Genomic DNA, 24303 nt, shown 5'->3' on the forward strand with positions numbered 1-24303 from the left:
GAATCGTTTTCCTGCAAGGAGATTCGATGGACGTTCCTGCCAATCCCGCGATCGAGGTCCGGGACCTGCACAAGCACTTCGGGCAGGTGCGAGCGCTCGACGGCCTCGACCTCGAGGTCGCCGACGGCGAGGTGCACGGCTTCCTGGGGCCCAACGGCTCCGGGAAGTCCACCACCATTCGCGTGCTGCTGGGCATACTCGCCAAGACATCGGGGGAGGCGCGTCTGCTCGGCCGGGACCCGTGGACCGACGCGGTCGCACTCCATCGCGATATCGCCTACGTCCCAGGCGATGTCACGCTGTGGCCCTCGCTGTCGGGCGGGGAGACCATCGACCTGCTGGCGCGCATGCGCGGGGGCATCGACCAGCAGCGGCGCGCCGAGCTGATCGAGCGCTTCGAACTCGATCCGAAGAAGAAGGCGCGCACCTACTCGAAAGGCAACCGGCAGAAGGTCGCGCTCGTCTCGGCATTCTCCTCCAACGCGAAACTGCTGCTGCTCGACGAACCCACCTCCGGGCTGGATCCACTGATGGAGCAGGTATTCGGGGAGTGCGTCGCCGAGGCCGCCGCGCGCGGGGCCACCGTGCTGCTGTCGAGCCACATTCTGTCCGAGGTGGAGAAGCTGTGCGAGCGGGTGACCATCATCCGGGCCGGCAAGACCGTGGAGAGCGGCAGCCTGGCCGAGATGCGGCATCTGAGCCGCACCGCCATCACCGCCGAATTGACCGGGGATCCAGGCGATCTCGGCCGGATCGCGGGGGTGTCGGACATCGAGATCCAAGGCCGGACGCTGCACTGCCAGGTGGACAGCGAGCACCTCGGGGAGCTGATCCGCGTGCTCGGCGACGCCGGGGTGCGCAGCCTGGTCAGTCAGCCGCCGACGCTGGAAGAGCTCTTCCTGCGCCACTATTCGCTCGACGGCGAGGATCAGCCGGCCGAGACCCGGGAGAAGGTCGCCAAATGACCGCCGTCACGGTCCCGCGGGCAACGATCGGAACCGCTTTGCGCACAGCGGATTTCACCGGAACCGGGCAGCTGCTGCGGCTGTACCTGCGCCGGGATCGCGTCGTGCTGCCGCTGTGGGTGCTGCTGCTGTCGCTGCCGGTGGGCAGCGTGTACATCGACAGCATCGACTCGGTGTATTCGAGCGAGGCCGATCGGGCCGGGTTCGCCGCCTCGATCCTCGCCAGCCCGGCACAGCTGGCCATGTACGGGCCGGTGTACAACACCAGCCTGGGCGCGACCGGCATCTGGAAAGCGGGGATGTTCTACACCCTGATCGCCATCGCCACCATTCTCACCGTCATCCGGCACACCCGGGCCGAAGAGGAAACGGGGCGTGAGGAACTCGTCGCCGCCACCCGAGTGGGGCGGTACGCGGGGCTGACCGCCGCGCTGATCCTGGCCTACGGCGCGTCGCTGGCCACCGGGCTGCTGGCCTTCCTCAGCCTCTCCGGCACCGAGGTGCCGCGCACGGGATCGCTGGCCTTCGGGCTGGCGCTGGCCGGCTCCGGTGCGGTGTTCGCCTCCGTGGCGGCGGTGGCCGCCCAGTTGTGCACCGGTTCGCGGCTGGCCCGCGGCATCGCCTTCGCGGTGCTGGGGACCACGTACACGCTCCGGGCCATCGGCGATGCGCGGGCCGGAGACGGGCCGACCAGTCCGCTCAGCTGGCTGTCCCCGCAGGGCTGGTCGCTCCAGGTGCGGCCGTACGCGGGCGACCACTTCGCGGTACTGCTGCTGCATCTGACGGCCGTGCTGGTGCTGACCGTGGTCGCGTATTCGCTACTGCGGCACCGGGATATGGGCGCGGGGCTGATCGCGGAACGCCTCGGCGCGCCCGCCGCGAGCCCGGCGCTCAGCGGTCCGTTCGGACTGGCCTGGCGATTGCAGCGCGGCACCCTGGTGGCGTGGACGGCCGGGCTCGGACTGTACGGGCTGCTGATCGGCAGCGTGGTGCACGGGATCGGCGACGAACTCGGCACCAGCCAGAGCATCAAGGATCTGATCACGCGCATGGGCGGCTCGCAGTCGCTGGAGAACTCCATGCTCACCTACGCGTTCACCATGATCGCGGTGGCGGCGTCGGCGTACTCGATCTCGGCGGCGCTGCGGCTGCACGCCGAGGAGGAGGCGCAGCGCACCGAGATCGTGCTCACCGGTGCGGTGGCACGAACCCGCTGGGCGGCATCGCATCTGGTGTACGCGATCGCCGGACCGGCGGTGGCGCTGACGGTTTCGGCCTTGCTGGGCGGAATCGTGTACGGGCGCGCCGCCGGTGACGTCGGCGGCAAGGTCGGCGACACCCTCGCGGCGGCGCTGGTGCAATTGCCGGCGGTGTGGGTGTTCACCGGCGTGACGGTGGCGCTGTTCGGGCTGCTGCCGCGCTGGACGCCCGTCGCCTGGGGTGTGCTGACCACCGCCATCGCGGTGTTCCTGCTCGGCGCGATTTCCGGTGCCCCGCAGTGGTTGCGCGATCTCGAACCGTTCGAGCACGCGCCCAAACTGCCGGGAGGTGAGTTCACCGCCACACCCCTGATCGTGCTGCTGATCATCGACGCGGCGCTGATCACACTGGGGCTCATCGCATTCCGGCGGCGTGACCTGCGCTGATAAGACCCGTCCCACGTCATCTCGGCGTTCATTCGGCCGGAATCCACACGGTCCCATGGTGTGGATTCCGGCCGAAACCATGCCGGAATGACGAATTGGCAGCGTACGGGCAGGGCTAGGGGTGGATTCGGGGCGCGCTCGGGTGGTACCACCGATAGGGGATCGATTTTCGCAAGGAGGTGGGGGAGATGCTCGAAGGACTCGTCCTCGGCGTGCATTTGCCCACGGGCTGGCTATGGCCCGCAATGGTCTTCTTCGGCTTGATCATTGCGGGGGCGCTGCTGATCCTGCTGCTGGTCAGCGGGGCGCGCTTCGACGACCAATCACACGTGGTGCCGTCCACGCCCGGACCGTGCGAACCGTTCTGCATCTCACCGTCACCCGTATACCAGCAGTGACGTGATCGGCCGGGCCTCGGAGGATTACCGAGCGCCCATCGCGGATACTCCATCGGAGAGTTCGACGATCGAGGTTGCCATGAGTCAGCGGGTTCCGGCGGTAGTGGGTCTGTACTTCCGCGAGGCCGGTAAATGGCGGCGGATCGCCGAGTTCCGGCTGAACGCGGACGGGCACGCCACCTTCCGGGCGGTGGATCCGGTGGAGGGGCTGGTGGCGCGGGTCTGGTACCACCAGGGCGTCGACATTCTCGGCGAGGACCGCACCATCCGTCCCGAGGACGGGCCCGCGTTCCTGCGAGCGCTGTTGCAGCCCTTCGGGTTCCGCGACTACCGGTTCCGGGACGACAGCTCGCCCGCCGCCCGGCCCGGCCCCGCGCGCCCGCCGCGCGGGCGCGACCGCAAGGGACACCCGCCGGTCCATCGCGACAACGACACGGCCACAAGCAATTCCGACTGCGCAGGGTGCGCCGACGACCGGGAGCCGCACCGCAACGGGCACGGCTCCCGGCCCGCCGCCTGGCGAATGCTGGACTCGGACGTCATCCGATACTGAACCGGATGCCGAAGCGCCACCGGCTGTTCCGATGGCGCTCCAGCGAGAACCCGTGCGCTACAGGCTGTTCGCGAGCAGCGCGTACTGCGCGGCCGCGGCCTTGTGTGCGGCGGCCTCGTTGTCCGCGTTCACCACGCCGACATAGCGCTTGTACACCACATAGCAGCGGTAGATGGTCTTGCTGCTGGTCTTGTGCGTCACGCACTTGGTGTCCGGAACCTTGTCCGGCGCCGTCCCATTCGTCTCGCCCAAGCCGCTGATCAGGCCGCTCACCAGGTCCGCGCTCGCCCGGGCGTCCCGGGTGCGGAAGGCGTAGTTGTCGCCCACGATCGCCATCGCGTCCATATCGGTGTCGTCGACCAGCCGCTGCCGCAACGCCTGTTCACCGGCCGGATGAATCAGCATGCTCGGGCCGAACACCGCGAAGGTATCCGGATCGGGCGTGTGATTGTCGCGATTGTCGGTCAGCACCCTCGCCAGCATCCGATCCCGATCCACCGGCAGCTTCTCCAGTTGATCGGCGGCCGTGGCGTGGAAGGCGTCCAGCGCCGGCACCTCCGCGTCCAGGGTCTTGCGCACCCACGAGAGCAGATCCGCCTGTTCGGACTTGGGGCGGGTGATGAACAGCGAGATGACGAAATCCTGGTGCGCCATGACCGCGCCGATATTGGCCACGCCCGGCCGCCAGTGCATGTACGCGTCGGGATACTCGGTCAGGGTGAGCTTGCGGTTCTGGTCCAGTGCCACATTGAAATCCGCGTCCTCGATCTCCCGCGCCGCCAGCTTGGCATTGTCGGCGCTGGACATGCGCAGCAGCCGGATGGTGACCGTGGTGGCCTTCGGATCGGCCTCGTCGGTGCTCGCCTGCGATTGCAGATCGGTACTGCTGGTGGCGAATCCGGTCAGGAAGCCGCGACTGTCCAGCACCGGCTTGGCGGTATTGGAGAGATGGCTGACGCTGATCACATCCTTGACCGAGGGCAGCACCACGCCGCCGCGGCCGATCCCCACGCTCTCGTCCACCTTCACCCCGGGCACCACCGCATCGGCCATCCGAATGCCTTCCAGCACCGCGCCTTTGCCATCGGCGGACTGGTTGTAGGTGTAGCGGTTCACCGGATAACTACCGGCGTCGAGCGTGCGGACGTCCAGTTCACCCGCCACCGCGTGCCCCGGTTTCCCGCACCCCGCCACCAGGGCGGTCAGGGCCACACAGGTGACGGCGGTGACGATCCGGGCTGCTGTCGAGGACTGGCGTGTGCCGCGGCCCATGATGCTCCCTCCCGCGCCACCCTGCCGGTAGCGCTCCGGCCCCTAGATTTTCGGACCCGGCACCCACGGGTGTCCACCGTTATCGGCGGTTCAGACCCAGATGCCCTTGCCGACGGTCACCACACCGCCATTGCTGACCGCGAAACGATCCCGGTCCCGGTCCAGATCCACGCCGATGATCTCGCCCTCGGAGACCACCACGTTCTTGTCGAGAATCGCGTGCCGGACCACCGCGCCGCGGCCGATGCGCACCCCCGGCATCAGCACGCTGCCCTCGACCGTCGCGCCGTCCTCCACCATCACATTCGAGAACAGGACCGAATTGCGGACCGTGGCCGCGGACAGGATCGAGCCCGAACCCACGATCGACTCCTGAGCCAGGCCGCCCCGGCCGAACTTGGCGGGCGGAAGGTTCTCGGCCGCACCGCGAATCGGCCAGTGCTTGTTGTAGAGGTCGAATACCGGGTCCACCGAGACCAGATCCATATGCGCCTCGTAGAAGGCGTCCAGGGTGCCCACATCGCGCCAGTAGCCGCGGCTGCGGTCGGTCGCGCCTGGGACGTCGTTGCGGGCGAAGTCGTAGACCGCGGCCGCGCCCGAGCGCACCAGGCTCGGAATGATGTCGCCGCCCATATCGTGATCGGAATCGTTGTCGTCGGCATCCGCGCGGATCGCGTCCACCAGCACCTTGGTGGTGAAGACGTAATTGCCCATCGAGGCGAAGGTGGAGTTCGGGTCGTCCGGGGTGCCGGGTGGATGCGCGGGCTTCTCCAGGAAATTCACGATCCGGCCCGACTCGTCGGAATCGATGCAGCCGAACGCGCTCGCGGTGCTGCGCGGCACCCGGATGCCCGCCACCGTCACGCCCGCCCCGGATTCGATATGCGCCTGCACCATCTGCTCCGGATCCATCCGGTACACGTGATCCGCGCCGAACACCACGATGTACTCGGGATCCTCGTCGTAGATCAGGTTCAGCGACTGCATGATCGCGTCGGCGCTGCCGGTGTACCAGCGCGGGCCCAGCCGCTGCTGCGCCGGCACCGGGGTGATGTACTCGCCGCCGAAACCCGAGAGCCGCCAGGTCTGCGAGATGTGCCGGTCCAGTGAATGCGACTTGTACTGGGTGAGCACGCAGATCCGCAGGTAGCCGGCGTTGACGAGGTTGGACAGCACGAAATCGATGAGCCGGTAGGCGCCCCCGAACGGAACGGCCGGTTTGGCGCGATCCTTGGTGAGCGGAAACAGTCGCTTCCCCTCGCCACCGGCGAGCACGATCCCGAGTACGTGCGGCTGGCTCCTCACACTCGCCAAACTACCGGTACCGATCGAACCTGGAATGGCCAGCAGGTTCCATGTCAGTCGCGTCGGCGATTGGTGGGCACGGGTGCGAGCGATTAGTTTGGACCGGTGAGTTCCGGCTCGGCCGGCGGCCGCGACCTACGCGTCGCCATGATGACCCGTGAATACCCGCCCGAGGTGTACGGCGGGGCGGGCGTGCATGTCACCGAACTGGTGCCGCGACTACGCGAACTCTGCGATGTGACCGTGCACTGCATGGGCGTCGAACGCGCCGATGCCGTGGTGCACCAACCGGATCCGATGCTGTACGCGGCCAACTCGGTCTTGCAGATGATGTCCGCGCAGCTGCGCATGGCCGATGCCGCCGGCGGCATGGACGTGGTGCACTCGCACACCTGGTACACCGGGCTGGCCGGGCATCTCGCCGCCACGCTGTACGGGATTCCGCATGTGCTGACCGCGCATTCGCTGGAACCGCGGCGGCCGTGGAAGGCCGAGCAACTCGGCGGCGGATATCGGCTCTCCTCGTGGTCCGAGCACAATGCCATCGTCGCCGCCGACGCGGTCATCGCGGTCAGCGCGGGCATGCGGGCCGATGTGCTGAAGGCCTATCCGGATATCGATCCCGCGCGAGTGCACGTGGTGCACAACGGAATCGACGCGCAGGTGTGGCATCCGGGCGGGCCCGCGCTCGAAACCCGGGACATACTCACCGAACTCGGAGTGCGCCGGGACCGGCCCATCGCGGCGTTCGTCGGGCGGATCACCCGGCAGAAGGGCGTCGCGCACCTGCTGGCGGCGGCGCGGCATCTGGATCCGGATATTCAGCTGGTGCTCTGCGCCGGGGCCGCCGACACCCCGGCCATGGAGGCCGAAGTGGCGGCGGCGGTTCGCGATCTGAGCGCGACGCGGGACGGCGTGTTCTGGGTGAAGCAGATGCTGCCGACCGAACTGGTGCGGCAGGTGCTCGCGGCCGCGACGGTGTTCATCTGCCCGTCGGTGTACGAACCGCTGGGGATCGTGAATCTCGAGGCGATGGCGTGCGGGACCGCGGTGGTGGCCTCGGATGTGGGCGGAATTCCGGAGGTCGTGGTCGAAGGGAAGACCGGTCGGCTCGTGCATTACGACGAGACCGCGCCCGGCGATTTCGAGCGCGGGCTCGCCCGGGCCGTCAATCAGGTCGCCGCCGACCCGGTCACGGCCGCGGCCATGGGGGTGGCGGGGCGCGACCGCGCGATCAGCGCTTTCGACTGGTCGCAGGTGGCGGCGCGCACGGCGGCCGTCTACGACCTGGTGCGCAAGACCTAGAGCCGGTACCGCATGAACACGTCCGCGCGGTCGTAATGGAACGGCGGCAGTTCGGCGGGCGGGACGTGCACGAAACCGACCGACTCGTACAGGTGCACGGCATCGACCAGCGCGCTGTTGCTGGCCAGGAACACCTCCGTCGCACCCAGCCGCCGGGCCCGGTCGAGCGCGGCCGCCAGCAAACGGCGGCCCACGCCCCGTCCCCGAACCCGCGGTGTCACCGCCATTTTCGAGAGTTCGAACACGCCGGGCCGCTCGGCCACCAGCGCCACGCACCCGACGGCGTCGGCGCCGTCCCGCGCGATCAGCACCTGGCCGCCGTCGGTCACGATCCGCTGCGGGTGGTCGAGGGTTGCCAGATCGGCCGGCTCGACGGTGAAGATGGTGGTGATCCACTCCAGGTTGAGGTCCTTGAAGGCCTGGGCGTCGGCGGGGGTGGCCATCGGCTCGATCACGATGCTGTCCGTCTGCGAAGTCACCAGCACAGCATGCCCAGCCTCGAACCATAACGTCCAATACTTGATAACTGCGATTGATACGCTGAACTTATGGTTGACGGAGTCGAGCTGCGCCACCTGCGCTATTTCCTGGCGGTCGCCGACGAACTGCACTTCGGGCGCGCCGCCGCCCGGCTGCACATCGCCCAGCCCGCGCTGACCCAGCAGATCCAGCGCCTCGAAACCCTGCTCGGCACCAAACTCTTCGACCGCACCTCGCGCACCGTCGCCCTGACCCCCGCCGGGCAGGTGCTCCGCGAACGCGCCCGGCCGCTGCTCGGCCACGCCGCCCGCGATCTGGCCGAGATCGCCCGCATCGGCGAAGGCAGCCAGGGCACCCTCTACCTCGGATTCGTCCCCTCGGTGCTGCCCCTCGAACCACTGCGCGGGGTGCGTGAATTCCGGGAACGGTTCCCGTTGGTGGAGGTCGACCTGGTGGAGGGCTACACCAGCCATCTGATGGAGAAGCTCGCCACCGGCGCGCTGGACACCGCCATCGTCCGCGATCCCGACCCGCTGCCCGGCGTCACCACCGAGCCGCTGATGACCGAACCGTTCGTGGCGATCGTGCCCGTCGACCACCCGTTCGCGGATCGCACCACCATCACCGGAGCCGAACTCGCCGACAGCCCGATGGTCTTCTTCCCCCGAGCGGCGGGCTCGCTCGCCCACGACAAGAATCTGTCCCCCATGCTCGAATCGGGCCAGCGCCCGCACATCGTCCAGGAGGCCACCAACTGGACGATCATCCTCTACCTGGTGGCGGCGGGCCTGGGCATCACCATCGCCCCGCGCAGCGCCACCTTCACGGCTCCCGTTTCCGTCCGGATCATTCCGCTCACCGGCACATCGGCGGCGACCACGATCTACACCGCGCACCGCAGCGACGAGAATCGCGCACTCGTGCGGAACCTGCTGGCGCTGCTCCCCAACCGCGGGGTCAGCGCCGCCGGTAGCTCGACACCGTCACCGAGGCCGTGACCGGAAGCGGATCCGGCAGCGCCGCAATGCGTTCCGCCCGGTCCGCCGCGGCGTGAAAGGCCGACGGCCCCATACCCGCGACCGCGGAGATATCCGCATGCGTCAGCGGCATCGAGTATTCGACCTCGGTCCGCTCCAGCAATTCGAAACGGCCGCCCAGCGATTCGGCCAGCCGCTCCTGCTTGGCCGCATCCACCCGCACCATCCCGAGCGGCTCGATGAGCTCGCCCAGATGCCGTGCGGTCGGGGTCGCCACGATGAACCGGCCGTCGGCGGTGAGCACCCGCGCCACCTCATCCGGATTGCGTGGTGCGAAGACCGACAGCACCGTGCCCATCGCGCCGTCGCGCACCGGCAACCCGCGCCACGCGTCCGCGAGCACGGCTCCCGCCCGCGCATGCGCCCGGGCGCTGCGCTTCGCCGCCGGTTTCGACACATCCAGCGCGATGCCCCGCGCCTGCGGCAGTGCGTCGAGCACCGCGGCGAGGTAGTAGCCGGTGCCCGCGCCGATCTCGAGCACTCCGGGTGATCCGCCGCCCCGGACTTCGTCATCGGCGAGCAGCAGACCGGCGAGACGCGTCGAGGAGTATGCCGCGGCGGTCGACCCCGGCGCGCTCACTCGGTGACCGCGGCGCACGGCCCGGACCAGCGCCGTTGCGATGGGCGCGAAATGACCCGCCGATTGGAAGGCCGCGCGGGCATCCAGCATCGCCGGGGTGTCGCCGGTCATCTTGGTGGACGCACCGGTGAGCAGGCTGACATAGCCCTGCCGGGCGATATCGAAGGCATGGCCGTGCGGGCAGCGCAGGGTATGGCCGTCGGCCGCGAGGGGCCGGGCGCACTCCGGGCAGGCCAGCAGATCGGCGCAGGCGATGAGGCGGTTCGCGGGGGATGCCTCGGCCGTGCCGATCGGAGAGCGTTCGGTGTTCACCGAACGCGGGGAGTCGCGGAAGGGCCGACGAGAATCACGGCGAAGCCCCCGGCAGTCCGGGGGCCTCCACCGTGGGCTCGGTCGCCCGAGGGCGTGACGGCGACGTCGCCGTGAGTCCGGTTGGTGTTCGCCATGCGCCTCGTCTTCCGGGTGTCGGGGCAAACGCCCCGACGCGTCCCGTGAGGCGGGTTTCCGCTCGTCCTTCGGGGGTATCAGGGGTTCAGCCCCGGAAATTCCCGAGAGTTGGGTTAACCGGTGACATTCTTGAGTTCGTCACCCAGCGCCGCGGCTTCGTCCGGCGTGAGCTCTACGACCAGACGCCCGCCACCCTCGAGTGGAACCCGCATGACGATTCCACGCCCTTCCTTGGTTGCCTCGAGGGGACCGTCCCCGGTGCGGGGCTTCATGGCCGCCATCCTCTGCTCCCTCCAGATCTGCGCGGTCTACTGCGCACTTTCATGGAACTCCAGTTGTCACCAACCAGGCAGCCCGCCGGCATGTGGCGGGCTACACCTTGACCATTCTTCCCTATCGCGGATCGGGGCGGGTACCTGAGTTCCAAAAACCGACCGTTGTGGCGTTCAGCGTGTCTCCACATTCACCCAGCAATCGGCGATGTGGTCGTCTACCATGCCCGTCGCTTGCATGAGTGCGTACGCAGTAGTGGGTCCCACGAATTTGAATCCGCGCCGCTTGAGTTCTTTTGCGAGAGCGGTGGATTCGGCTGTGACGGCGGGCACATCGGAGAGTTTCCGGGGGCGTTTGCGAGGTTCGGGAGCGAAGGACCAGAGCAGCTCGTCCAGACTCTCGCCGAGGTCCCGGGCAACCCGCGCATTATGGACGCTCGCCTCGATCTTGGCGCGATTGCGAACTATGCCCGGATCCGCCATGAGCCGCTCCACATCGGCCGCGCCGAACGCCGCCACCTTCTCGATGGCGAATCCCTCGAAGGCCGCGCGGAATGCCTCGCGCTTGCGCAGAATCGTGATCCAGGCCAGACCCGATTGGAAGGCTTCGAGGCAAACTCGTTCGAACAGGGCGTCGTCACCGTGCAGCGCCCGGCCCCATTCGCCGTCGTGATAGTCGCGATAAAGCTGGGAGCCCTCCGACCATCCGCACCGGATCAACCCGTCCGAGACGAGCTCCACCCCGCTCACTTCGCTCCGGCCTCGCCGTTCGATTCGCCCGCCGCGGCGTCGCCCGGCGCGTCGGGGGCCGGGTCGGCGACCGGCTGCGGGGCGGCGGCTTCGGTGGCGACCGTTCCGGAAACCACGCCGGGCGTGTCGGCGGCCTGCGGGTCGCCGGGGAGCACGCGCGGCAGCGGCGTGGACCCGCTGACCCGGCGCGGCGCCGGCGGCTCGCCCGGCGTCGCCGCGCCGTCGCCCGCCTCGGTGCGGTCCGGCAGCGGCGCGGTGAGGTTCGCCGCGGCGAGCGGACGCTGCGGCGCGGTGGCGGCCAGCAGGGCCCGCGCATCGGCCAGCTCGGACTCGAGTTCGTCGATGCGCCCGGCCAGCCGCGCCAGCGCCCAGTCCACTTCGCCCGCCTTGTACCCCCGGAACACCTGCTGGAAGCGCAGCGCCCGCACATCGCTGCCGCCGATGCCCGCGACCGGCAGCACGGTCGCCGTGGTGCCCTCCGGCAGCGGCCCCAACTCCTCGGAGCGTCCGAAGAGCGCACTCGCCAGCAGGAACAGCAGCGCGGCGACCAGGCCGACGATCAGCACGTACAGCAACAGCGTGAGCATGCCCCCGAGCTTAGGTGCAGCGCGCCCACCCGGACCCCGTCACCCCTGGCGGAATCCGGACCTCGAATCCCCCAGCGCACGACCATGACTCGTCATACAGCCCGCCATGGAAGCTGGGATTGCAAGGACACGCCGCCGCGGCGAGAAAGGTTCCGCCCCACGAAGGGAGCCCGGCCTCGAGAGGGAGCCGGCTCGTGACGGAGTCGTTCCCCCAACGGGGAGGCCCCGCCAAACGGGAAGACCCGCCAGGCAGGGAGGCCCGCCAGACGGGAAGGCCCCGCCAGACGGGGAGGCCCGCCAGACGGGGAGGCCCGCCAGACGGGGAGGCCCGCCAGACGCGAAGGCCCGACCGGACGCGAAGGCTCGCCCGTTGCCTGGCAACGGGCGAGCCTTCCTTGTTTGCGTACGACTACAGGTGCCGCGTGGTGTCGATGCTGAGCGACATGCCCGCGAGACCGCGGCGGCGGACCGCGAGTTTGTCGGCGATGCCGAGCAGGGCCTTGGCGGAGGCGGATTCGGGGTCGCGCAGCACGATCGGGGTGCCCTCGTCACCGGCTTCGCGAAGCGACTGCTCGATCGGGATCTGGCCGAGCAGCGGCACATTGGCGCCGACGGCGCGGGTCAGGTTCGCGGCCACGGTCTCGCCGCCGCCGGAGCCGTAGAGCTCCATGCGCGAACCATCGGGCAGATCGAGCCAGGACATGTTCTCCACGACGCCGGCGATGCGCTGACGGGTCTGCAAGGCGATCGACCCGGCGCGCTCGGCCACTTCGGCGGCGGCCAGCTGCGGGGTGGTGACGACCAGGATCTCGGCGTTCGGGATCAGCTGGGCGAGCGAGATCGCCACGTCGCCGGTGCCGGGCGGCAGATCCAGCAGCAGGATGTCGAGATCACCCCAGAAGACGTCGGCGAGGAACTGCTGCAAAGCGCGGTGCAGCATCGGGCCGCGCCACACCACGGGCGTGTTGCCCTGGGTGAACATGGAGATCGAGATGACCTTCACGTCGTGCGCGATGGGCGGCATGATCATCCGCTCGACCTGGGTGGGCCGCTGGTCGGTGCCGAGCATGCGGGGCACCGAGTGACCGTAGATATCGGCGTCGAGCACGCCGACGGACAGGCCCTTCGCGGCCATGGCGGCCGCGAGATTGACCGTGACGGAAGATTTTCCGACACCGCCCTTACCGGAGGCGACCGCGTAGACGCGGGTGAGCGAGCCGGGCTGGGCGAACGGAATGACCGGTTCGGCCGCATCGCCGCGCAGCTTCTTGCGCAACTCGGTGCGCTGCTCGTCGTTCATGACGTCGAGACCGACCGTGATGGACCCGACCCCGGCCACATCCGCGACAGCCTTGCTGACGCGTTCCTGGAGAGTCGTTTTCATCGGGCAGGCCGAGGTCGTCAGGTAGATCACGACGTGGACACTGCTGTCGGCGCCGATTTCGACGCTTTTCACCATGCCCAGTTCGGTGATCGGTTTCCGGATCTCCGGGTCGTCCACCTTCGCGAGCGCGCCCCGCACATCCGATTCCGTTACCACTGGCATACCGGAAGTCTAGGAGTGAGCGCGAGCAACTCCTCGGCGGGTGTCAGATGCGGGGCAGCGCGGCCGCCGACGGCGCCAGGCCGGACCCGTACGCGGTCTCCCAGGCCATCACGTTCGCGACGTAGGCCATGGAGTTGTTGTAGCGCAGGATGGCCCGGGTCTGCTGGCCCGGATCGCGCATGTCCAGGTTGCCGGAGCACAGGTATTTTCCGGCGGTGAGGGCCGCGTCGAACAGGTTCTGCGGATCCGCGATGCCGTCGCCGTTGCCGTCGCCCGCGTAGTGCCGCCAGGTCTCCGGCAGGAACTGCATCGGCCCGATGGCGCGATCGTATCCGGAGAGGCCGTCCAGCTCGCCGCCGTCGGTATCGTGAATCACGTTGTTGCCGTAGAGGCTTCCGTCCAGCACCGGCCCGTAGATGGGGTCGATCGGGTTGCCGTCGCCGTCGGCCTTGCCGCCGAAGGCGTGGGTGGATTCCACCCGCCCGATGCCGGCCAGCATGGTCCACGGCATATTGCAGGTCGGATTCTCCGCTGCGAGAAGGCGTTCCGCGTTCCGGTACGCCTGCTCGGAGATGCCCGGCATGCCGAGCGGTCCGGCGGGCAGGGCGGCTGGGACGCGGCCGTCGGGCAGGGCCACCGATTTCACGACCGGCGGGGGCGGCGGGGCGAGCTGTTTGACCTCGCGCAGCACCGGATCCTTGGCGGCGACCTGTCCGGCCGCCTCCGGTCTGGGTAGGTGATCGTCGGCCTCGGCCGAAAGACGTTGCTCCACATGTGCTGAGAGCTGTTCGGCGAGTGAGCCGTCGGCGGCGCCGGTGACCGTGGCGAGCCCGGTCGGGATGAGTCCGGTTAATGCGATGACCGATCCACGCCGAACTTTCGGGACCGGGGGTTTACGGTGACGTCCCACTGTGTGGTTGCCCTCCATTGCCATCGGATGAGACCGGGGTTTCGCAATGGCAGCTACGTTACCGCATTCGAGACCTTCCCGTTACCTATCCGTGATTAATTTTTAGGATTAGTCTCGGAAAAGCGTCTGAGCTGCCCGAATTGCCTGAAAAGGCGTGGGGGACAAGCCCCCACGCCTCCGGGGTTCGGGTGATTCGCGCGGTTACTGCGCCGGGGCCGGCACCGGAATGGTGATGCCGAAGGGCAGCGTGATGCCGGGGTTGGCGGTGGTGGTCACCGGCGCCGCCTCGGGCGCCGGAGCCGCCTGCGCCTCCTGGGTCGTCTCGGGCGCGGGCGCGGCCTGTTCCTGCGGTTGCTGGGCCTGCTGCTGGGCCGGCTGTTCCTGCGTCGCCGGGGTGCACTTGGCCTGCTCCTGCACCGGCTTGCCGTCGGGGCCGAAGGTCTGCGTCTCGCCGTTCTGTGCCGCGCCCTCGCCCTGGCCGGTCTCGTTCTCCTTGGCCGCCTGCTCCGGCTTGTCCTGCGAAACCGCCGCCTGCTCACAGGGATTGGCCGGCTGCGTGGTCTGCGGGGCCGGGCAGAAGATGCCGCAGGGGATGGGCGGCAGGCCGGGGATGGTGATCATCACCTGGGTCGGCGTCTGCGGCGCCACCGTCGTGGTGGCGACCGGGGCCTCGGTGGTGGTGGGGATGGTGGCGCTGGCCGCGCTGTAGTCCCCGGCGCTGGGCAGCGAGCCCGGTTGCACCAGTTCCGCCGAGATGGCCACGGGGGCGGGCGCGCCGCCGGTCTTGTAGGCGTTCGACCAGCTCAGCACCTGCGCCGCGTAGGTCATCGAATTGTTGTAGCGCAGTACCGCTTTCAGCTGCTGCGCGGTGTCGCGCAGGTCCAGCCCGCCGGAGCACAGGTACTTGCCCGCCGCGAGCGCGGCGTCGAAGACGTTGTGCGGGTCCGCGACTCCGTCGCCGTTGCCATCGGCGGCGTAGTTGGCCCAGGTGCTCGGCAGGAACTGCATAGGGCCCACAGCCCGCACAAAGCCGCCGTCGCTGGCCTTGATGACCTCGTTACCCGGCAGCGTCCCGTCCAGCGCCGGACCGAAGATCGGCGTGATGGAGGTGCCCGCCGCGTCCGTGCGGCCGTTGCTCGCATGCCCGGATTCGATGCGCCCGATCCCCGCGAGCAGATTCCAGGGCAGCCCGCAGCCGGGCGTCGAGGATTGCAGCGCCAGTTCGGCATTGCGGTAGGCGGCCAGCACGATCTCGGGAATGCCGAGTGCGCCGCTGCCGCCGGGCAGGGCGATGTTCTGCAACGGCACGGTGCCGCCGAAGAGCGGGCTGCCGTCGGAAGGCGGGGTGAGCGCGCTGAGTTTGCGGGGGGCCTCCGCGGCGGCCGGGACCAGGCCGACGGTCTGGTCGGCGGGTACCTCCGCGACCGCTCCGGTGTTGCTGGCCGCGGCGGCGAGCAAGGCTTCGGGCGCGGTCTGCGGGGCCGCGGTGTGCACGGCTGTGTTGGTGGCCGAACCGGCGGTGACCAGGCCCGCAATCAATAGCGCCGACGCTGTCACCGGAGCAGATATTCTCTTCGCCACCACACAATCCCCTCAGTCGTGCGGCCGGGCCCTGGGTGTAGACGATCCCCCGGAGGAGCTGTCTGGGTCGGTCGCTCGGAACAACGTGATCCAGGTTACCCATCGGTCAGCTTGTTGGGTACAACTTGTGCGGTTACTCGCCATCTTTTTGCGGCGAAATCGGTACCTCGGACCTCTTTCGATCGGTACTCTTCTTCGCCTTTTTCTCCCGCGTGACCTCGCCGTCCGAGGCTAATTTTTCCAGCCTGACCAGTGTTTCCTTGACGTCTTCGAGTTCTCGCCGCAAATAGTCGCGTGTCGCGACCTCACCCACGGCGAGTCGCAGCGCGGCGAGCTCGCGCGCCAGGAATTCGGTATCGGCCTTGGTCTGCGCGGCCCGGGTGCGGTCCTCCTCGAGGGCCACCCGGTCGCGATTGTCCTGCCGGTTCTGGGCCAGCAGGATGAGCGGCGCGGCATAGGCGGCCTGGGTGGAGAAAGCCAGGTTGAGCAGGATGAACGGGTACGGATCCCAGCGCAGGCTGACCGCGAAGATATTGAGCAGGATCCAGACGATCACCACCACGGTCTGGATGGCCAGATAGCGCCCGGTACCCAGGAAACGCGCCACATTCTCGCTGGAACGAGCCAGCGCCTCGGCGTCCCAGTCGAATCCGCGGAAACGGCTCTCGACGGGTGTCTCCAGCCGCTGCCGCGCGGTGAGTTTGTCGATCCGATCGGTCACGCGCGGCCTCCGGTCCCGTCGATCACGGGCAGCCCGTGTACGTCGTGATTGTCTTCATCTTGCTCGCGCCAGTCCTCGGGTAGCAGGTGATCGAGCACATCGTCGACGGTGACGGCGCCCAGCAGGTGGTTCTCGTCGTCCACCACCGGTCCGCAGACCAGGTTGTAGGTGGCGAAGTAGCGGGTCACGGCGGTCAGCGGGGCCTCGGGCCGCAGCTGCACCAGGTCGGCGTCGACGATGCCGCCCACCAGGTTCGCCGGGGGTTCGCGCAGTAGTTGCTGGAAGTGCACGCAGCCGAGATAGCGACCGGTCGGTGTGGCCGTCGGCGGGCGCACCACGAACGCCATCGAGGCCAGCGCCGGGGTCAGCTCCGGATCGCGGATACGGGCCAGCGCCTCCGCGACCGTGGTGGCCGGGGTGAGCACCACCGCGCGCGTCGTCATCAGACCACCGGCGGTGTACGGCGCGTGCTCGAGCAGCCGCCGCACCGGTTCGGAATCCTCCGGATCCATCAGCGCCAGCAGCGATTCCGCCTCGCCCGCGGGCAGCTCGCCCAGCAGGTCGGCCGCGTCGTCGGGGTCCATCGCCTCCAGCAGGTCGGCGGCGCGCTCCACACCGAGCTGCTCCAGCAACTCCACCTGATCGTTCTCCGGCAGCTCCTGCACCACGTCGGCCAGCCGCTCGTCGTCGAAGGCCGCGGCCACCTCGATGCGGCGCTTGCGCGGCAGATCGCGCAGCAGGTGCGCGACGTCGGCGGGGCGCATGCCCTCGAATTGCGTGAGCAGCTGGGTGACATCCTGGCCCGGGCGGTTCAGGTCGGTCTGGGTGAGCCCGCGCACCTGCGCCCAATCCACCACGTGCACCGCGCCGCGCCGCCCGAAACCCACGCCGAGGCGCCGGCGTTCGCGCACCGCGACCCGCGAGACCGCCCAGTCGCGCGTGCGGGTCTGCTCCAGACCGAGATCGACCACCACCACATCCACATCCCGCAGCTGCGGCAGTTCGGGATCCTCGACCCGCACGGTGCTGTCGAGCAGCTGTGCGATGGCCAGCATTTCGCCCGGCCGCTGCTCGAAGCGCCGCACGCTGATGCTGCCGGTGGTCAGGGTCACCGAACCCGGTTCGATCGCGGTCACCCGCAGCATCGGCACGAAAATCCTTTTGCGGGTGGGCAGTTCGACGAGCAACCCGAGAATCCTCGGTTGCTGTCGGTCATAGCGGATGGAGATCACCAGGTCGCGAATACGACCGATAGACTCCCCGTCCGGTCCCAGCACCACCAGGCCAGCCAGCCGGGCGGCGAAAACCTTCGTCGCTGCCATGACTGTCAAGGCTAGTGGTAAACGACTGTCCGAATTGTCCGCGCCACGAGCGCGAATAGTTCTTTGCCCTGTTGGCAGAGCGAAGGAGTGACCCATGACATCCCGCCGATCGGTGCTCGCCGTCCCCGGCAGCAACCCGCGCATGATCGAAAAGGCCAAGGGCCTGGCTGCCGACGAGGTGTTCCTGGATCTGGAGGACGCGGTCGCACCGGCGGCCAAGGCGGCGGCGCGGGCCAATATCGTGGCGGCGCTGAACCAGCCGGGCTGGGAGGGCAAGATCCGGGTGGTCCGGGTCAACGACTGGACCACCGCGTGGACCTATAGCGATGTGATCTCGGTGGTGGAGGGCGCGGGCGCGAATATCGACGCCATCCTGCTGCCCAAGGTGACCGATGCCGGGCAGGTGCAGGCCCTCGATTTGCTGCTCACCCAGCTGGAGAAGACGCACGGCCTGGAGGTCGGGCGGATCGGAATCGAACCGCAGATCGAGAACGCGCTCGGGCTGCGCAATATCGACGCCATCGCCACCGCCTCGCCGCGGGTGCAGACCCTGGTTTTCGGTCCCGCGGACTTCATGGCGAGCATCAATATGCGCACCCTGGTCGTCGGCGAACAGCCCGAGGGTTACGAGCCCGGCGACGCCTACCACCACATCTATATGACGATCCTGCTCGCCGCCCGCGCGCACGGGTTGCAGGCCATCGACGGTCCGTACCTCGCGGTGCGTGACGTGGATGGCTTCCGCCGCAACGCATCTCGCACCGCCGCGCTCGGCTTCGACGGCAAATGGGTGCTGCATCCGGATCAGGTCGCGGCCTGCAACGAGATCTTCAGCCCGCGCCAGGCCGACTACGACCGCGCCGAGGAAATTCTGGACGCGTACGCCTTCCACACGTCCGTCGACGGCGGCGCGCGGGGCGCGGTCATGCTCGGAGATGAGATGATCGATGAGGCCAGCGCCAAAATGGCGCAGGTCATAGCCGATAAAGGACGGGCGGCCGGAATGACGCGAACCACGCGTTTCGAACGGGCATCCGCCGATGCGAAATAGCATGATGGAGTCATGACGAATCCCTTGGGGAACTCGAGCCGGAACCGTCCGGGCCTGCCCACGCCGCCTTCGGGGTGGCCGGTCGGTTCGTACCCGACCTATGCCGAGGCGCAACGGGCCGTCGACTATCTGGCGGACAATTCCTTCCCCGTCGAGAACGTGACCATCGTCGGCGTGGACCTCATGCAGGTGGAGCGCGTGCTCTACCGGCTGACCTGGGGCAAAGTCATTGGCGGGGGCGTTGTTTCGGGCGCCTGGCTGGGTCTGTTCATCGGCCTGCTGCTGAGCCTGTTCGGCACCGGCGGCCACGTGTTCGGCCCGCTGGTGGTGGGTCTGGTCGGCGGCATCGTCTTCGGCGTCATCTCCACCACCATCCCGTACGCCGCCACCCGCGGGCAGCGGGATTTCGCCTCCACCATGCAGTTGGTGGCCGGCCGCTACGACGTGCTCTGCGACCCGAAGGTCGCCGAACAGGCGCGCGACCTGATCGCCAGGCTGGCGATCTAGTTCGATGGATGTGCTGGACAAGGTCCGGGCCGCGGCGCTCGGATATTTCGGTGTGGACTCGGCCGATTCGGCCTCGGTGACGTTCCTGGGCTTGGAACCCATCGAGATTCTGCGGATTCCGGGTGACGAGGTGGTGCACTACGTGACCCTGGGCGGGTCGCGTAACCCCATGACCGATTCGGCGGCGGCGCTGGCGGATCCGGTGCGGGGACCGCGCGCGGAACTGGTGCTGACGCTGCGCGGGGGGGTGGGCGCGGGCTCCGGCCTGACCCGGGCTCTGGGTGTGCTGATCGCCGCGCCCGCGGTGGAAGGCGTTGTGCTGCAACCTGATGCGCTGCTCGATCTCGGAGAACCGTTGTGGGCCAACGCGTCTTTCACCGCGGGGCTGCTGGGGGAGAGCGAACTGCCCGCGGTGGAATTGCCGGAACCGGCTGAGCCCGTACGGTTCCTGACGGTCACGCCCATCACCGCCACCGAGGCGGCGTGGGTGCGCATTCGAGGCGCCGCCGCGCTCCGTGATGCCTGGGCCGAGGCGAAAATCGATGTGCGCGACCCGGATCGCGGAGCCGCCTCGCTATAGCCAGTCGTTGCGGTGGAAGTTGACGTACAGTGCCGCGCACAGCAGCACCATCAGACCGATGACGACCGGGTAGCCGAAGGTCCACCGCAATTCCGGCATGTGGTCGAAGTTCATGCCGTAGACGCCCGCGATCATGGTCGGCACCGCCGCCATGGCCGCGTAGGCGGAGATCTTGCGCATATCGGTGTTCTGCTGCACGCTCACCTTCGCCAATGCGGCATTGATCAGCGCGCTCAACGATTCGTCGAAATCGGTGATCTGCTCGGTCACCTGGGTGTGATGGTCGGCCACATCGCGCATATATCGCCGAATCTCCTTGGGGATCGGCATGACCGAGTCGTGGGCCAGCAATTGCAGCGGCAGCGCCAGCGGCTTCACCGCCCGGCGCAACTCCACCACTTCGCGTTTCAGCTGGTAAACAGCCTCGATGACGATCTTGCTGCCCGGCGTGAAGACCTCCTCCTCCATCGCCGCGACATCGTCCTCCATCGCCTGGGTGACGTCGACATAGGAATCCACCACGTGATCGGCGACCGCGTGCAGGATGGCCGGCGGGCCCAGTTTCAGTCGCGCCGGCTCGGCTTCCAGCGCCCCGCGCACCCCGGTCAGACCGGTGAAATCGCCGTGCCGCACGGTGATCACGAAATCCGGCCCGAGGAACACCATGATCTCGCCGGTGTCCACGATCTCGCTGACCGTATTGAGTTCGTGCTCGTGGTACTGCACCGTGCGCAGCACCAGGAACAGCACGTCGTCGTAGCGCTCCAGTTTCGGCCGCTGATGCGCCAGTACGGCGTCCTCCACCGCCAGCTCGTGCAGGCCGAAAGTCGTTGCCACATCGGCCATCAGGGCATCGCTGGGTTCGAGCAGGCCGAGCCAGACGAAGCCGCTGCCCTGCGCCCGCACCTCGGTCAGCGCCTGCCGGTACGTGCGCTGTCCCTGCTGCCGCCGCCCTTCGGTGTAGAGCGCGCAATCGATCACCTTGTCGGCGCGCGGCTTCGGCTTCGGATGCTTGCCGGAGGGTTCGCCGGAGCGCCCGGGCCAGTGGAAGGACGGCAGCGGCGGAATCGAAGACACGTCTGCCGATGCTAGCCGGGCTCGGACCGGCCGCCCGGGAGCTTCGCTGCGGCGCAGGCAAGATAGAGCTTGTGCGTATCGATCTCCACACCCATTCCAATGCCTCCGACGGCACCGACACCCCGGCGCAGCTGATCGGCAAGGCGGCCGCGGCCGGACTCGACGTCGTGGCGCTCACCGACCACGACACCACCTCCGGGTGGGCCGAGGCGGTCGAGGCGCTACCGCCGGGGCTGACGCTGGTGCGGGGCATGGAGATGTCATGCGTGGGCGATGGCGAGGACGGCTGGCCGGTGCCCGTGCACCTGCTGGCGTATCTCTTCGATCCCACCGACGCGTCCTTCGCGCAGGAGCGCGAGCGCTTGCGCGCCGAGCGCATCGTGCGGTTGCGCGCCATCGCCGAGCACATGGCGGCCGACGGTCTGCCCGTCGATCCGGACGAAGTGATGGCCTCGGCGGGGCCGTCGGCGGGTCGCCCGCATCTGGCGCGCGCTCTGGTGAACGCCGGCGTGGTCCCGACGGTGGACGCGGCGTTCCAGGATCTGCTCGCCTCGCACGGGAAGTACTACGTCGAGAAGGCCGATACGCCGTTGCAGCGCGCGGTGGAGATGGTCGCGGCCGCGGGCGGGGTGTCGGTGGTGGCGCATCCGCGTGCCCGCAAGCGCGGGCGGCTGCTGGCGCTGGATCACATCCGGGAGCTGGCGTCGCTGGGTCTGGGCGGCATCGAGATCGACCATATCGATCACAACGACGCCGATCGCGAAATTCTGCGCGGGCTGGCTGCCGAACTCGGTCTGGTAACGACCGGTTCGTCCGACTATCACGGCTCGAACAAAACCATTCGGCTCGGTGAATTCACCACCGACCCAACGCAATTCGAGGAAATCGTGGGCAAAGCGACCGGCGTACCGGTGATCACCGCATGAAGGTGCTCCGGGGTCTGAGTGGAGTCGTGACGGGTGGGGTGGTGGTGCTCGCGGCAACGGTCGTCGGCGCCGCTGTCATCGGTGCTCGGCGTGGTTTTCCGGGCCCCGGAGCCTCCTCGGTGGCATGGCATGTGGCGGCCGCGCTATTGGCGGTGGCGGCGCAGATTTTCGCGGATAGGCGTCAGGGTTTCGCCGCCTTTTCCGGATCACTGGTTGTTTTTCTGGTAGCCGGATATCTGCTGTGGACGCAGTGGTGGAATTGAAATACGTGTAACGGTTGCGGGCAGTTGAACTGTCCACGAACATTTGTCGATATGACCGAATTCGACGCCGATGTGCTGGTGCTGGGCGGTGGTCCCGCCGGGGCTTGGGCCGCGCTCGCGGCCGCTGCCGCCGGCGCTCGGGTGATCGTGGTCGACAAGGCCCGCTGCGGTTCCAGCGGGCCCACCGCGCGCGGCGGGGTCACGCTGTGGAACATTCCGCCCGGCCGTGCCCGCGACGCGGCCGTCGCACAGAACTTCGCGCACGGCGGCGGACTGGGCGATCCGGAGTGGATGTACCGGGTTCTCGACGAGACTCACCGGCGCGTCGCGCAACTCGTGCAAGGGGGCTTCCGCTTCCAGGGCGAGCACGCCGCCCGCCCCGCCCGGATCTACCTCGACGGGGCCAAGTATCTCGGCCGCCTGCGCCGCAGCCTGGTGATCGCGGGGGTACGAATCCTGGACCACCATCCGGTATTACAGCTGCTCACCGACTCCGACGGCACCGTCTCCGGGGCGGCCGGCGTCACCGCTCCGCCTCGCACCGGGGGATCCCGCGAATCCCACTTTTGGACCGTGCGCGCCAAGGCCGTGGTGCTCGCGACCGGTGGTTGCGCCTTCCTTTCCGGCGGCGCGGGCACCGACGTGAGCACGGGTGAGGGCCTGCTCATGGGCGCCGAAGCCGGAGCCGACCTGTCCGGCATGGAATTCTCCAATGCCTACTCGCTGATCCCCGCGCTGTCCGCGGTGGCCGCCCGCGTCGACCGCCGCTGCGATTCCGCCTCGGCCCGCGCGGGTTCCGACGGCACGCTGGACATGCGCGGGATCACCGCCCGGGCCGACGGGGTGATGGCCGAACGGGGGCGCGATGCCTGGGCCGACGGCGGTGCCCTGTTCGCCCCCGACCAGCTGATGCACTTCGCGACGCTCTACGACGAATCGCGGGAAGTCCTGTACGGCCACGGATGTGGTTCCCGCGCACAGGTTTTCACCGCCATCGCCGATGGCCGCCGGGTGTACGCGGCCTTCGACGACCTACCCGCGCCGCTGCGCGCCGAGCTGGTCCAGCAGAACGGTCCCAACTGGTCCGGACGGGTCCCGTTGCGTGCCGTCCTAGAGGGCACCGTGCGCGGCACCGGCGGTCTGCGCTTGGCCGGGGCCGACTGCGCCACCACGGTGCCCGGGCTCTACGGCGCCGGCGATATCACCACCCGCGAGCCGATCACCGGCGCGGTCAGCGGTTTCGGTGGCCAGAACGGGGCCTGGGCGATCTCTTCCGGAGTCTGGTCGGGTACCGCCGCGGCCCGTTTCGCCACCACCCGCCGCCGCCTCGGCAAGACCCGCCCGGTTCGGGGTGCGGGGCTCGGCGACAAGGCCCGCGTCGACCCGCGGGCCGTGGTCGGACTGGTCCAGGAGCACACCCTGCCGTTGCGCCGCTCCTACTGGCGCAGCGACGGCAGCCTGCGCGACAGCATCGCCGAACTCGACGGCATGTGGCCCGGAGCCGAATTCGATCTCGGCGGTTCGGGCCCCGCCCGACTGCGCGCCCGCCAGGCAGCGGCACTCCTGGCCGTGGCCCGCTGGACCAAATACTCCGCCCTCGCCCGCACCGAAACCCGCGGCATGCACCGCCGCACCGATCACCCCGGCGCCCACACCGATTGGCGCGTCCGGCTTATTTCGGGAGGAGTCGGCGATGTCTGGGTCCGCCCCGAACGCTTCGATTCCGGCCGCCCCGAATACCCCGCCCCCGAAGCCACCCCGGCCTGACCTACTCCGGATGGTGGGCGTTGCGGATCTTGGTATTCGGGAGTCGCTCCGACAGTTCGGCTACCAACGGGTAGGGTTTGCGGTGCGGAGGAGAGTTCGGCCATTACCACCGTGGGGGTTCGGGGGCTTGCCCCCAAAGATTCCTTCCTCAACAGGGGGTTCGGGGGCTGAGCCCCCGCCGACTCACAACCGGCCCGCGACCGGTTTGTAACAGCTCACCGCCTGCAATGCGACGCCGTTGTGACTCTTCTCCGTGTTCGGTTCCGGACGTGGGAGTTTCCCTTAACCCCGGGGTGATCCGGGTCTCTTACCCTTCGGAGATGAGGAACGACCGCGACGGACCGTGAGGGCGATTTGGCACGTCGTCGGCGCTCCTGGCAGAATGCAAAAACCCCCGGCCGCAGCCACCGCCCGGCCCGGGAGACTCGGTGATCACGATCCGCAAACTCGCGGGT

At 68.7% G+C, this 24303-nt stretch carries 24 protein-coding genes and 1 pseudogene; 12 read left to right on the plus strand and 13 right to left on the minus strand.

Features of this window, described 5'->3' with window-relative positions; all coding sequences use genetic code 11:
* Nucleotides 1-26 precede the first annotated feature (26 nt).
* From NI1_RS09955 to NI1_RS09970, 4 genes are all read left to right on the plus strand, one after another.
* Nucleotides 27-965, plus strand: a complete 939-nt coding sequence (locus NI1_RS09955) for an ABC transporter ATP-binding protein (protein WP_067817176.1) — start codon at nucleotides 27-29, stop codon at nucleotides 963-965.
* Nucleotides 962-2611 (plus strand): ABC transporter permease, encoded by a 1650-nt coding sequence (locus NI1_RS09960; protein ID WP_067817179.1) that lies wholly within the window; start codon nucleotides 962-964, stop codon nucleotides 2609-2611. The genes NI1_RS09955 and NI1_RS09960 overlap by 4 nt, the downstream gene beginning before the upstream one ends.
* Before the next feature lie 188 nt (nucleotides 2612-2799).
* The gene (locus NI1_RS09965) at nucleotides 2800-3009 is read left to right on the plus strand and encodes a hypothetical protein (RefSeq protein WP_067817182.1); all 210 of its coding nucleotides are present in this window, start codon (nucleotides 2800-2802) and stop codon (nucleotides 3007-3009) included.
* 79 nt (nucleotides 3010-3088) lie between these two features.
* Nucleotides 3089-3562: a hypothetical protein gene (locus NI1_RS09970; protein WP_067817184.1), complete on the plus strand. Its 474-nt coding sequence runs from the start codon at nucleotides 3089-3091 to the stop codon at nucleotides 3560-3562.
* A gap of 57 nt (nucleotides 3563-3619) precedes the next feature.
* On the opposite strand, the gene NI1_RS09975 is transcribed toward NI1_RS09970, so the two are convergent.
* On the minus strand, nucleotides 3620-4834 hold the full coding sequence (locus NI1_RS09975) for a DUF7373 family lipoprotein (protein ID WP_067817186.1): 1215 nt from the start codon (nucleotides 4832-4834) through the stop codon (nucleotides 3620-3622).
* Between the two features lie 90 nt (nucleotides 4835-4924).
* The gene (gene glgC, locus NI1_RS09980) at nucleotides 4925-6139 is read right to left on the minus strand and encodes a glucose-1-phosphate adenylyltransferase (RefSeq protein WP_067817189.1); all 1215 of its coding nucleotides are present in this window, start codon (nucleotides 6137-6139) and stop codon (nucleotides 4925-4927) included.
* Nucleotides 6140-6286: 147 nt separating this feature from the next.
* On the opposite strand from glgC, the gene glgA reads away from it, so the two are divergent.
* Nucleotides 6287-7444: a glycogen synthase gene (glgA, locus tag NI1_RS09985; RefSeq protein ID WP_067818092.1), complete on the plus strand. Its 1158-nt coding sequence runs from the start codon at nucleotides 6287-6289 to the stop codon at nucleotides 7442-7444.
* Here the strand turns inward: glgA and NI1_RS09990 are convergent.
* On the minus strand, nucleotides 7441-7923 hold the full coding sequence (locus tag NI1_RS09990; protein ID WP_218026721.1) for a GNAT family N-acetyltransferase: 483 nt from the start codon (nucleotides 7921-7923) through the stop codon (nucleotides 7441-7443). The genes glgA and NI1_RS09990 overlap by 4 nt on opposite strands.
* Before the next feature lie 69 nt (nucleotides 7924-7992).
* On the opposite strand from NI1_RS09990, the gene NI1_RS09995 reads away from it, so the two are divergent.
* Complete coding sequence (locus NI1_RS09995; RefSeq protein ID WP_067817191.1) at nucleotides 7993-8922, plus strand: LysR family transcriptional regulator; 930 nt, start codon at nucleotides 7993-7995, stop codon at nucleotides 8920-8922.
* Here NI1_RS09995 and NI1_RS10000 read toward each other — a convergent pair.
* The 9 genes and pseudogenes from NI1_RS10000 to NI1_RS10035 all read right to left on the minus strand — a co-directional run bounded on the left by NI1_RS10000 (nucleotide 8882) and on the right by NI1_RS10035 (nucleotide 17677).
* Nucleotides 8882-9796 carry a putative RNA methyltransferase gene (locus NI1_RS10000; protein WP_067818099.1) on the minus strand — a complete coding sequence of 305 codons (915 nt, stop codon included), beginning with the start codon at nucleotides 9794-9796 and terminating at the stop codon, nucleotides 8882-8884. The two genes, NI1_RS09995 and NI1_RS10000, sit on opposite strands and share 41 nt — an antisense overlap.
* 305 nt (nucleotides 9797-10101) lie before the next feature.
* A complete protein-coding gene (locus NI1_RS37070; protein ID WP_068918317.1) occupies nucleotides 10102-10269 on the minus strand; it encodes a DUF3117 domain-containing protein in 168 nt (55 codons plus the stop codon).
* A 165-nt stretch (nucleotides 10270-10434) separates the two neighbouring features.
* The gene (locus NI1_RS10005; protein WP_067817193.1) at nucleotides 10435-11010 is read right to left on the minus strand and encodes a DNA-3-methyladenine glycosylase I; all 576 of its coding nucleotides are present in this window, start codon (nucleotides 11008-11010) and stop codon (nucleotides 10435-10437) included.
* A gap of 305 nt (nucleotides 11011-11315) precedes the next feature.
* Nucleotides 11316-11597, minus strand: a pseudogene (locus NI1_RS10010) (DivIVA domain-containing protein); the annotation flags it as partial.
* Nucleotides 11598-12006: 409 nt separating this feature from the next.
* Nucleotides 12007-13143, minus strand: coding sequence for an Mrp/NBP35 family ATP-binding protein (locus NI1_RS10015; RefSeq protein WP_067817196.1), 1137 nt, complete (start codon nucleotides 13141-13143; stop codon nucleotides 12007-12009).
* Between the two features lie 43 nt (nucleotides 13144-13186).
* Nucleotides 13187-14053 (minus strand): lytic transglycosylase domain-containing protein, encoded by an 867-nt coding sequence (locus NI1_RS10020; RefSeq protein ID WP_067818102.1) that lies wholly within the window; start codon nucleotides 14051-14053, stop codon nucleotides 13187-13189.
* A gap of 201 nt (nucleotides 14054-14254) precedes the next feature.
* Nucleotides 14255-15610: a lytic transglycosylase domain-containing protein gene (locus NI1_RS10025; RefSeq protein WP_245663149.1), complete on the minus strand. Its 1356-nt coding sequence runs from the start codon at nucleotides 15608-15610 to the stop codon at nucleotides 14255-14257.
* 157 nt (nucleotides 15611-15767) lie between these two features.
* The gene (locus NI1_RS10030) at nucleotides 15768-16355 is read right to left on the minus strand and encodes a DUF1003 domain-containing protein (RefSeq protein WP_067817201.1); all 588 of its coding nucleotides are present in this window, start codon (nucleotides 16353-16355) and stop codon (nucleotides 15768-15770) included.
* Nucleotides 16352-17677 (minus strand): magnesium transporter MgtE N-terminal domain-containing protein, encoded by a 1326-nt coding sequence (locus NI1_RS10035; protein ID WP_067817205.1) that lies wholly within the window; start codon nucleotides 17675-17677, stop codon nucleotides 16352-16354. Before NI1_RS10035 ends, NI1_RS10030 begins: the two co-directional genes overlap by 4 nt.
* Nucleotides 17678-17771: 94 nt before the next feature.
* Here NI1_RS10035 and NI1_RS10040 point away from each other — a divergent pair, with 94 nt between their 5' ends.
* The 3 genes from NI1_RS10040 to NI1_RS10050 are packed head-to-tail and all read left to right on the plus strand — an operon-like array spanning nucleotide 17772 to nucleotide 19815.
* Nucleotides 17772-18728: an HpcH/HpaI aldolase/citrate lyase family protein gene (locus NI1_RS10040; RefSeq protein ID WP_067817208.1), complete on the plus strand. Its 957-nt coding sequence runs from the start codon at nucleotides 17772-17774 to the stop codon at nucleotides 18726-18728.
* Between the two features lie 12 nt (nucleotides 18729-18740).
* Entirely contained in the window at nucleotides 18741-19235 is a 495-nt protein-coding gene (locus NI1_RS10045; protein WP_067817211.1) for a YflT domain-containing protein, read from the plus strand.
* Nucleotides 19236-19239: 4 nt separating this feature from the next.
* The gene (locus NI1_RS10050) at nucleotides 19240-19815 is read left to right on the plus strand and encodes a suppressor of fused domain protein (RefSeq protein ID WP_084522866.1); all 576 of its coding nucleotides are present in this window, start codon (nucleotides 19240-19242) and stop codon (nucleotides 19813-19815) included.
* Here the strand turns inward: NI1_RS10050 and corA are convergent.
* Nucleotides 19810-20883 (minus strand): magnesium/cobalt transporter CorA, encoded by a 1074-nt coding sequence (gene corA / locus NI1_RS10055; protein ID WP_067818107.1) that lies wholly within the window; start codon nucleotides 20881-20883, stop codon nucleotides 19810-19812. The two genes, NI1_RS10050 and corA, sit on opposite strands and share 6 nt — an antisense overlap.
* Before the next feature lie 80 nt (nucleotides 20884-20963).
* Between corA and NI1_RS10060 the strand changes: the two genes are divergently transcribed.
* The 3 genes from NI1_RS10060 to NI1_RS37075 are packed head-to-tail and all read left to right on the plus strand — an operon-like array spanning nucleotide 20964 to nucleotide 23848.
* A complete protein-coding gene (locus NI1_RS10060; RefSeq protein WP_067817214.1) occupies nucleotides 20964-21818 on the plus strand; it encodes a PHP domain-containing protein in 855 nt (284 codons plus the stop codon).
* Nucleotides 21815-22081 carry a hypothetical protein gene (locus tag NI1_RS10065; RefSeq protein WP_067817217.1) on the plus strand — a complete coding sequence of 89 codons (267 nt, stop codon included), beginning with the start codon at nucleotides 21815-21817 and terminating at the stop codon, nucleotides 22079-22081. Before NI1_RS10060 ends, NI1_RS10065 begins: the two co-directional genes overlap by 4 nt.
* 51 nt (nucleotides 22082-22132) lie before the next feature.
* Nucleotides 22133-23848 carry an FAD-binding protein gene (locus tag NI1_RS37075; RefSeq protein WP_084522868.1) on the plus strand — a complete coding sequence of 572 codons (1716 nt, stop codon included), beginning with the start codon at nucleotides 22133-22135 and terminating at the stop codon, nucleotides 23846-23848.
* The last annotated feature ends 455 nt before the right edge of the window (nucleotides 23849-24303 follow it).

The organism is Nocardia inohanensis NBRC 100128 (assembly GCF_001612945.1).
Lineage (GTDB): Bacteria > Actinomycetota > Actinomycetes > Mycobacteriales > Mycobacteriaceae > Nocardia > Nocardia inohanensis.

Excerpts from the sequence above, each read along its gene's own strand:
- NI1_RS09955 (WP_067817176.1), top strand. The coding sequence starts at position 27 with ATGGACGTTCCTGCCAATCCCGCGATCGAGGTCCGGGACCTGCACAAG.
- NI1_RS09960 (WP_067817179.1), top strand. The coding sequence starts at position 962 with ATGACCGCCGTCACGGTCCCGCGGGCAACGATCGGAACCGCTTTGCGC.
- NI1_RS09965 (WP_067817182.1), top strand. The coding sequence starts at position 2,800 with ATGCTCGAAGGACTCGTCCTCGGCGTGCATTTGCCCACGGGCTGGCTA.
- NI1_RS09970 (WP_067817184.1), top strand. The coding sequence starts at position 3,089 with ATGAGTCAGCGGGTTCCGGCGGTAGTGGGTCTGTACTTCCGCGAGGCC.
- NI1_RS09975 (WP_067817186.1), bottom strand. The coding sequence starts at position 4,834 with ATGGGCCGCGGCACACGCCAGTCCTCGACAGCAGCCCGGATCGTCACC.
- glgA (WP_067818092.1), top strand. The coding sequence starts at position 6,287 with ATGATGACCCGTGAATACCCGCCCGAGGTGTACGGCGGGGCGGGCGTG.
- NI1_RS09995 (WP_067817191.1), top strand. The coding sequence starts at position 7,993 with ATGGTTGACGGAGTCGAGCTGCGCCACCTGCGCTATTTCCTGGCGGTC.
- NI1_RS37070 (WP_068918317.1), bottom strand. The coding sequence starts at position 10,269 with ATGGCGGCCATGAAGCCCCGCACCGGGGACGGTCCCCTCGAGGCAACC.
- NI1_RS10015 (WP_067817196.1), bottom strand. The coding sequence starts at position 13,143 with ATGCCAGTGGTAACGGAATCGGATGTGCGGGGCGCGCTCGCGAAGGTG.
- NI1_RS10035 (WP_067817205.1), bottom strand. The coding sequence starts at position 17,677 with ATGGCAGCGACGAAGGTTTTCGCCGCCCGGCTGGCTGGCCTGGTGGTG.
- NI1_RS10040 (WP_067817208.1), top strand. The coding sequence starts at position 17,772 with ATGACATCCCGCCGATCGGTGCTCGCCGTCCCCGGCAGCAACCCGCGC.
- NI1_RS10045 (WP_067817211.1), top strand. The coding sequence starts at position 18,741 with ATGACGAATCCCTTGGGGAACTCGAGCCGGAACCGTCCGGGCCTGCCC.
- NI1_RS10050 (WP_084522866.1), top strand. The coding sequence starts at position 19,240 with ATGGATGTGCTGGACAAGGTCCGGGCCGCGGCGCTCGGATATTTCGGT.
- NI1_RS10065 (WP_067817217.1), top strand. The coding sequence starts at position 21,815 with ATGAAGGTGCTCCGGGGTCTGAGTGGAGTCGTGACGGGTGGGGTGGTG.
- NI1_RS37075 (WP_084522868.1), top strand. The coding sequence starts at position 22,133 with ATGACCGAATTCGACGCCGATGTGCTGGTGCTGGGCGGTGGTCCCGCC.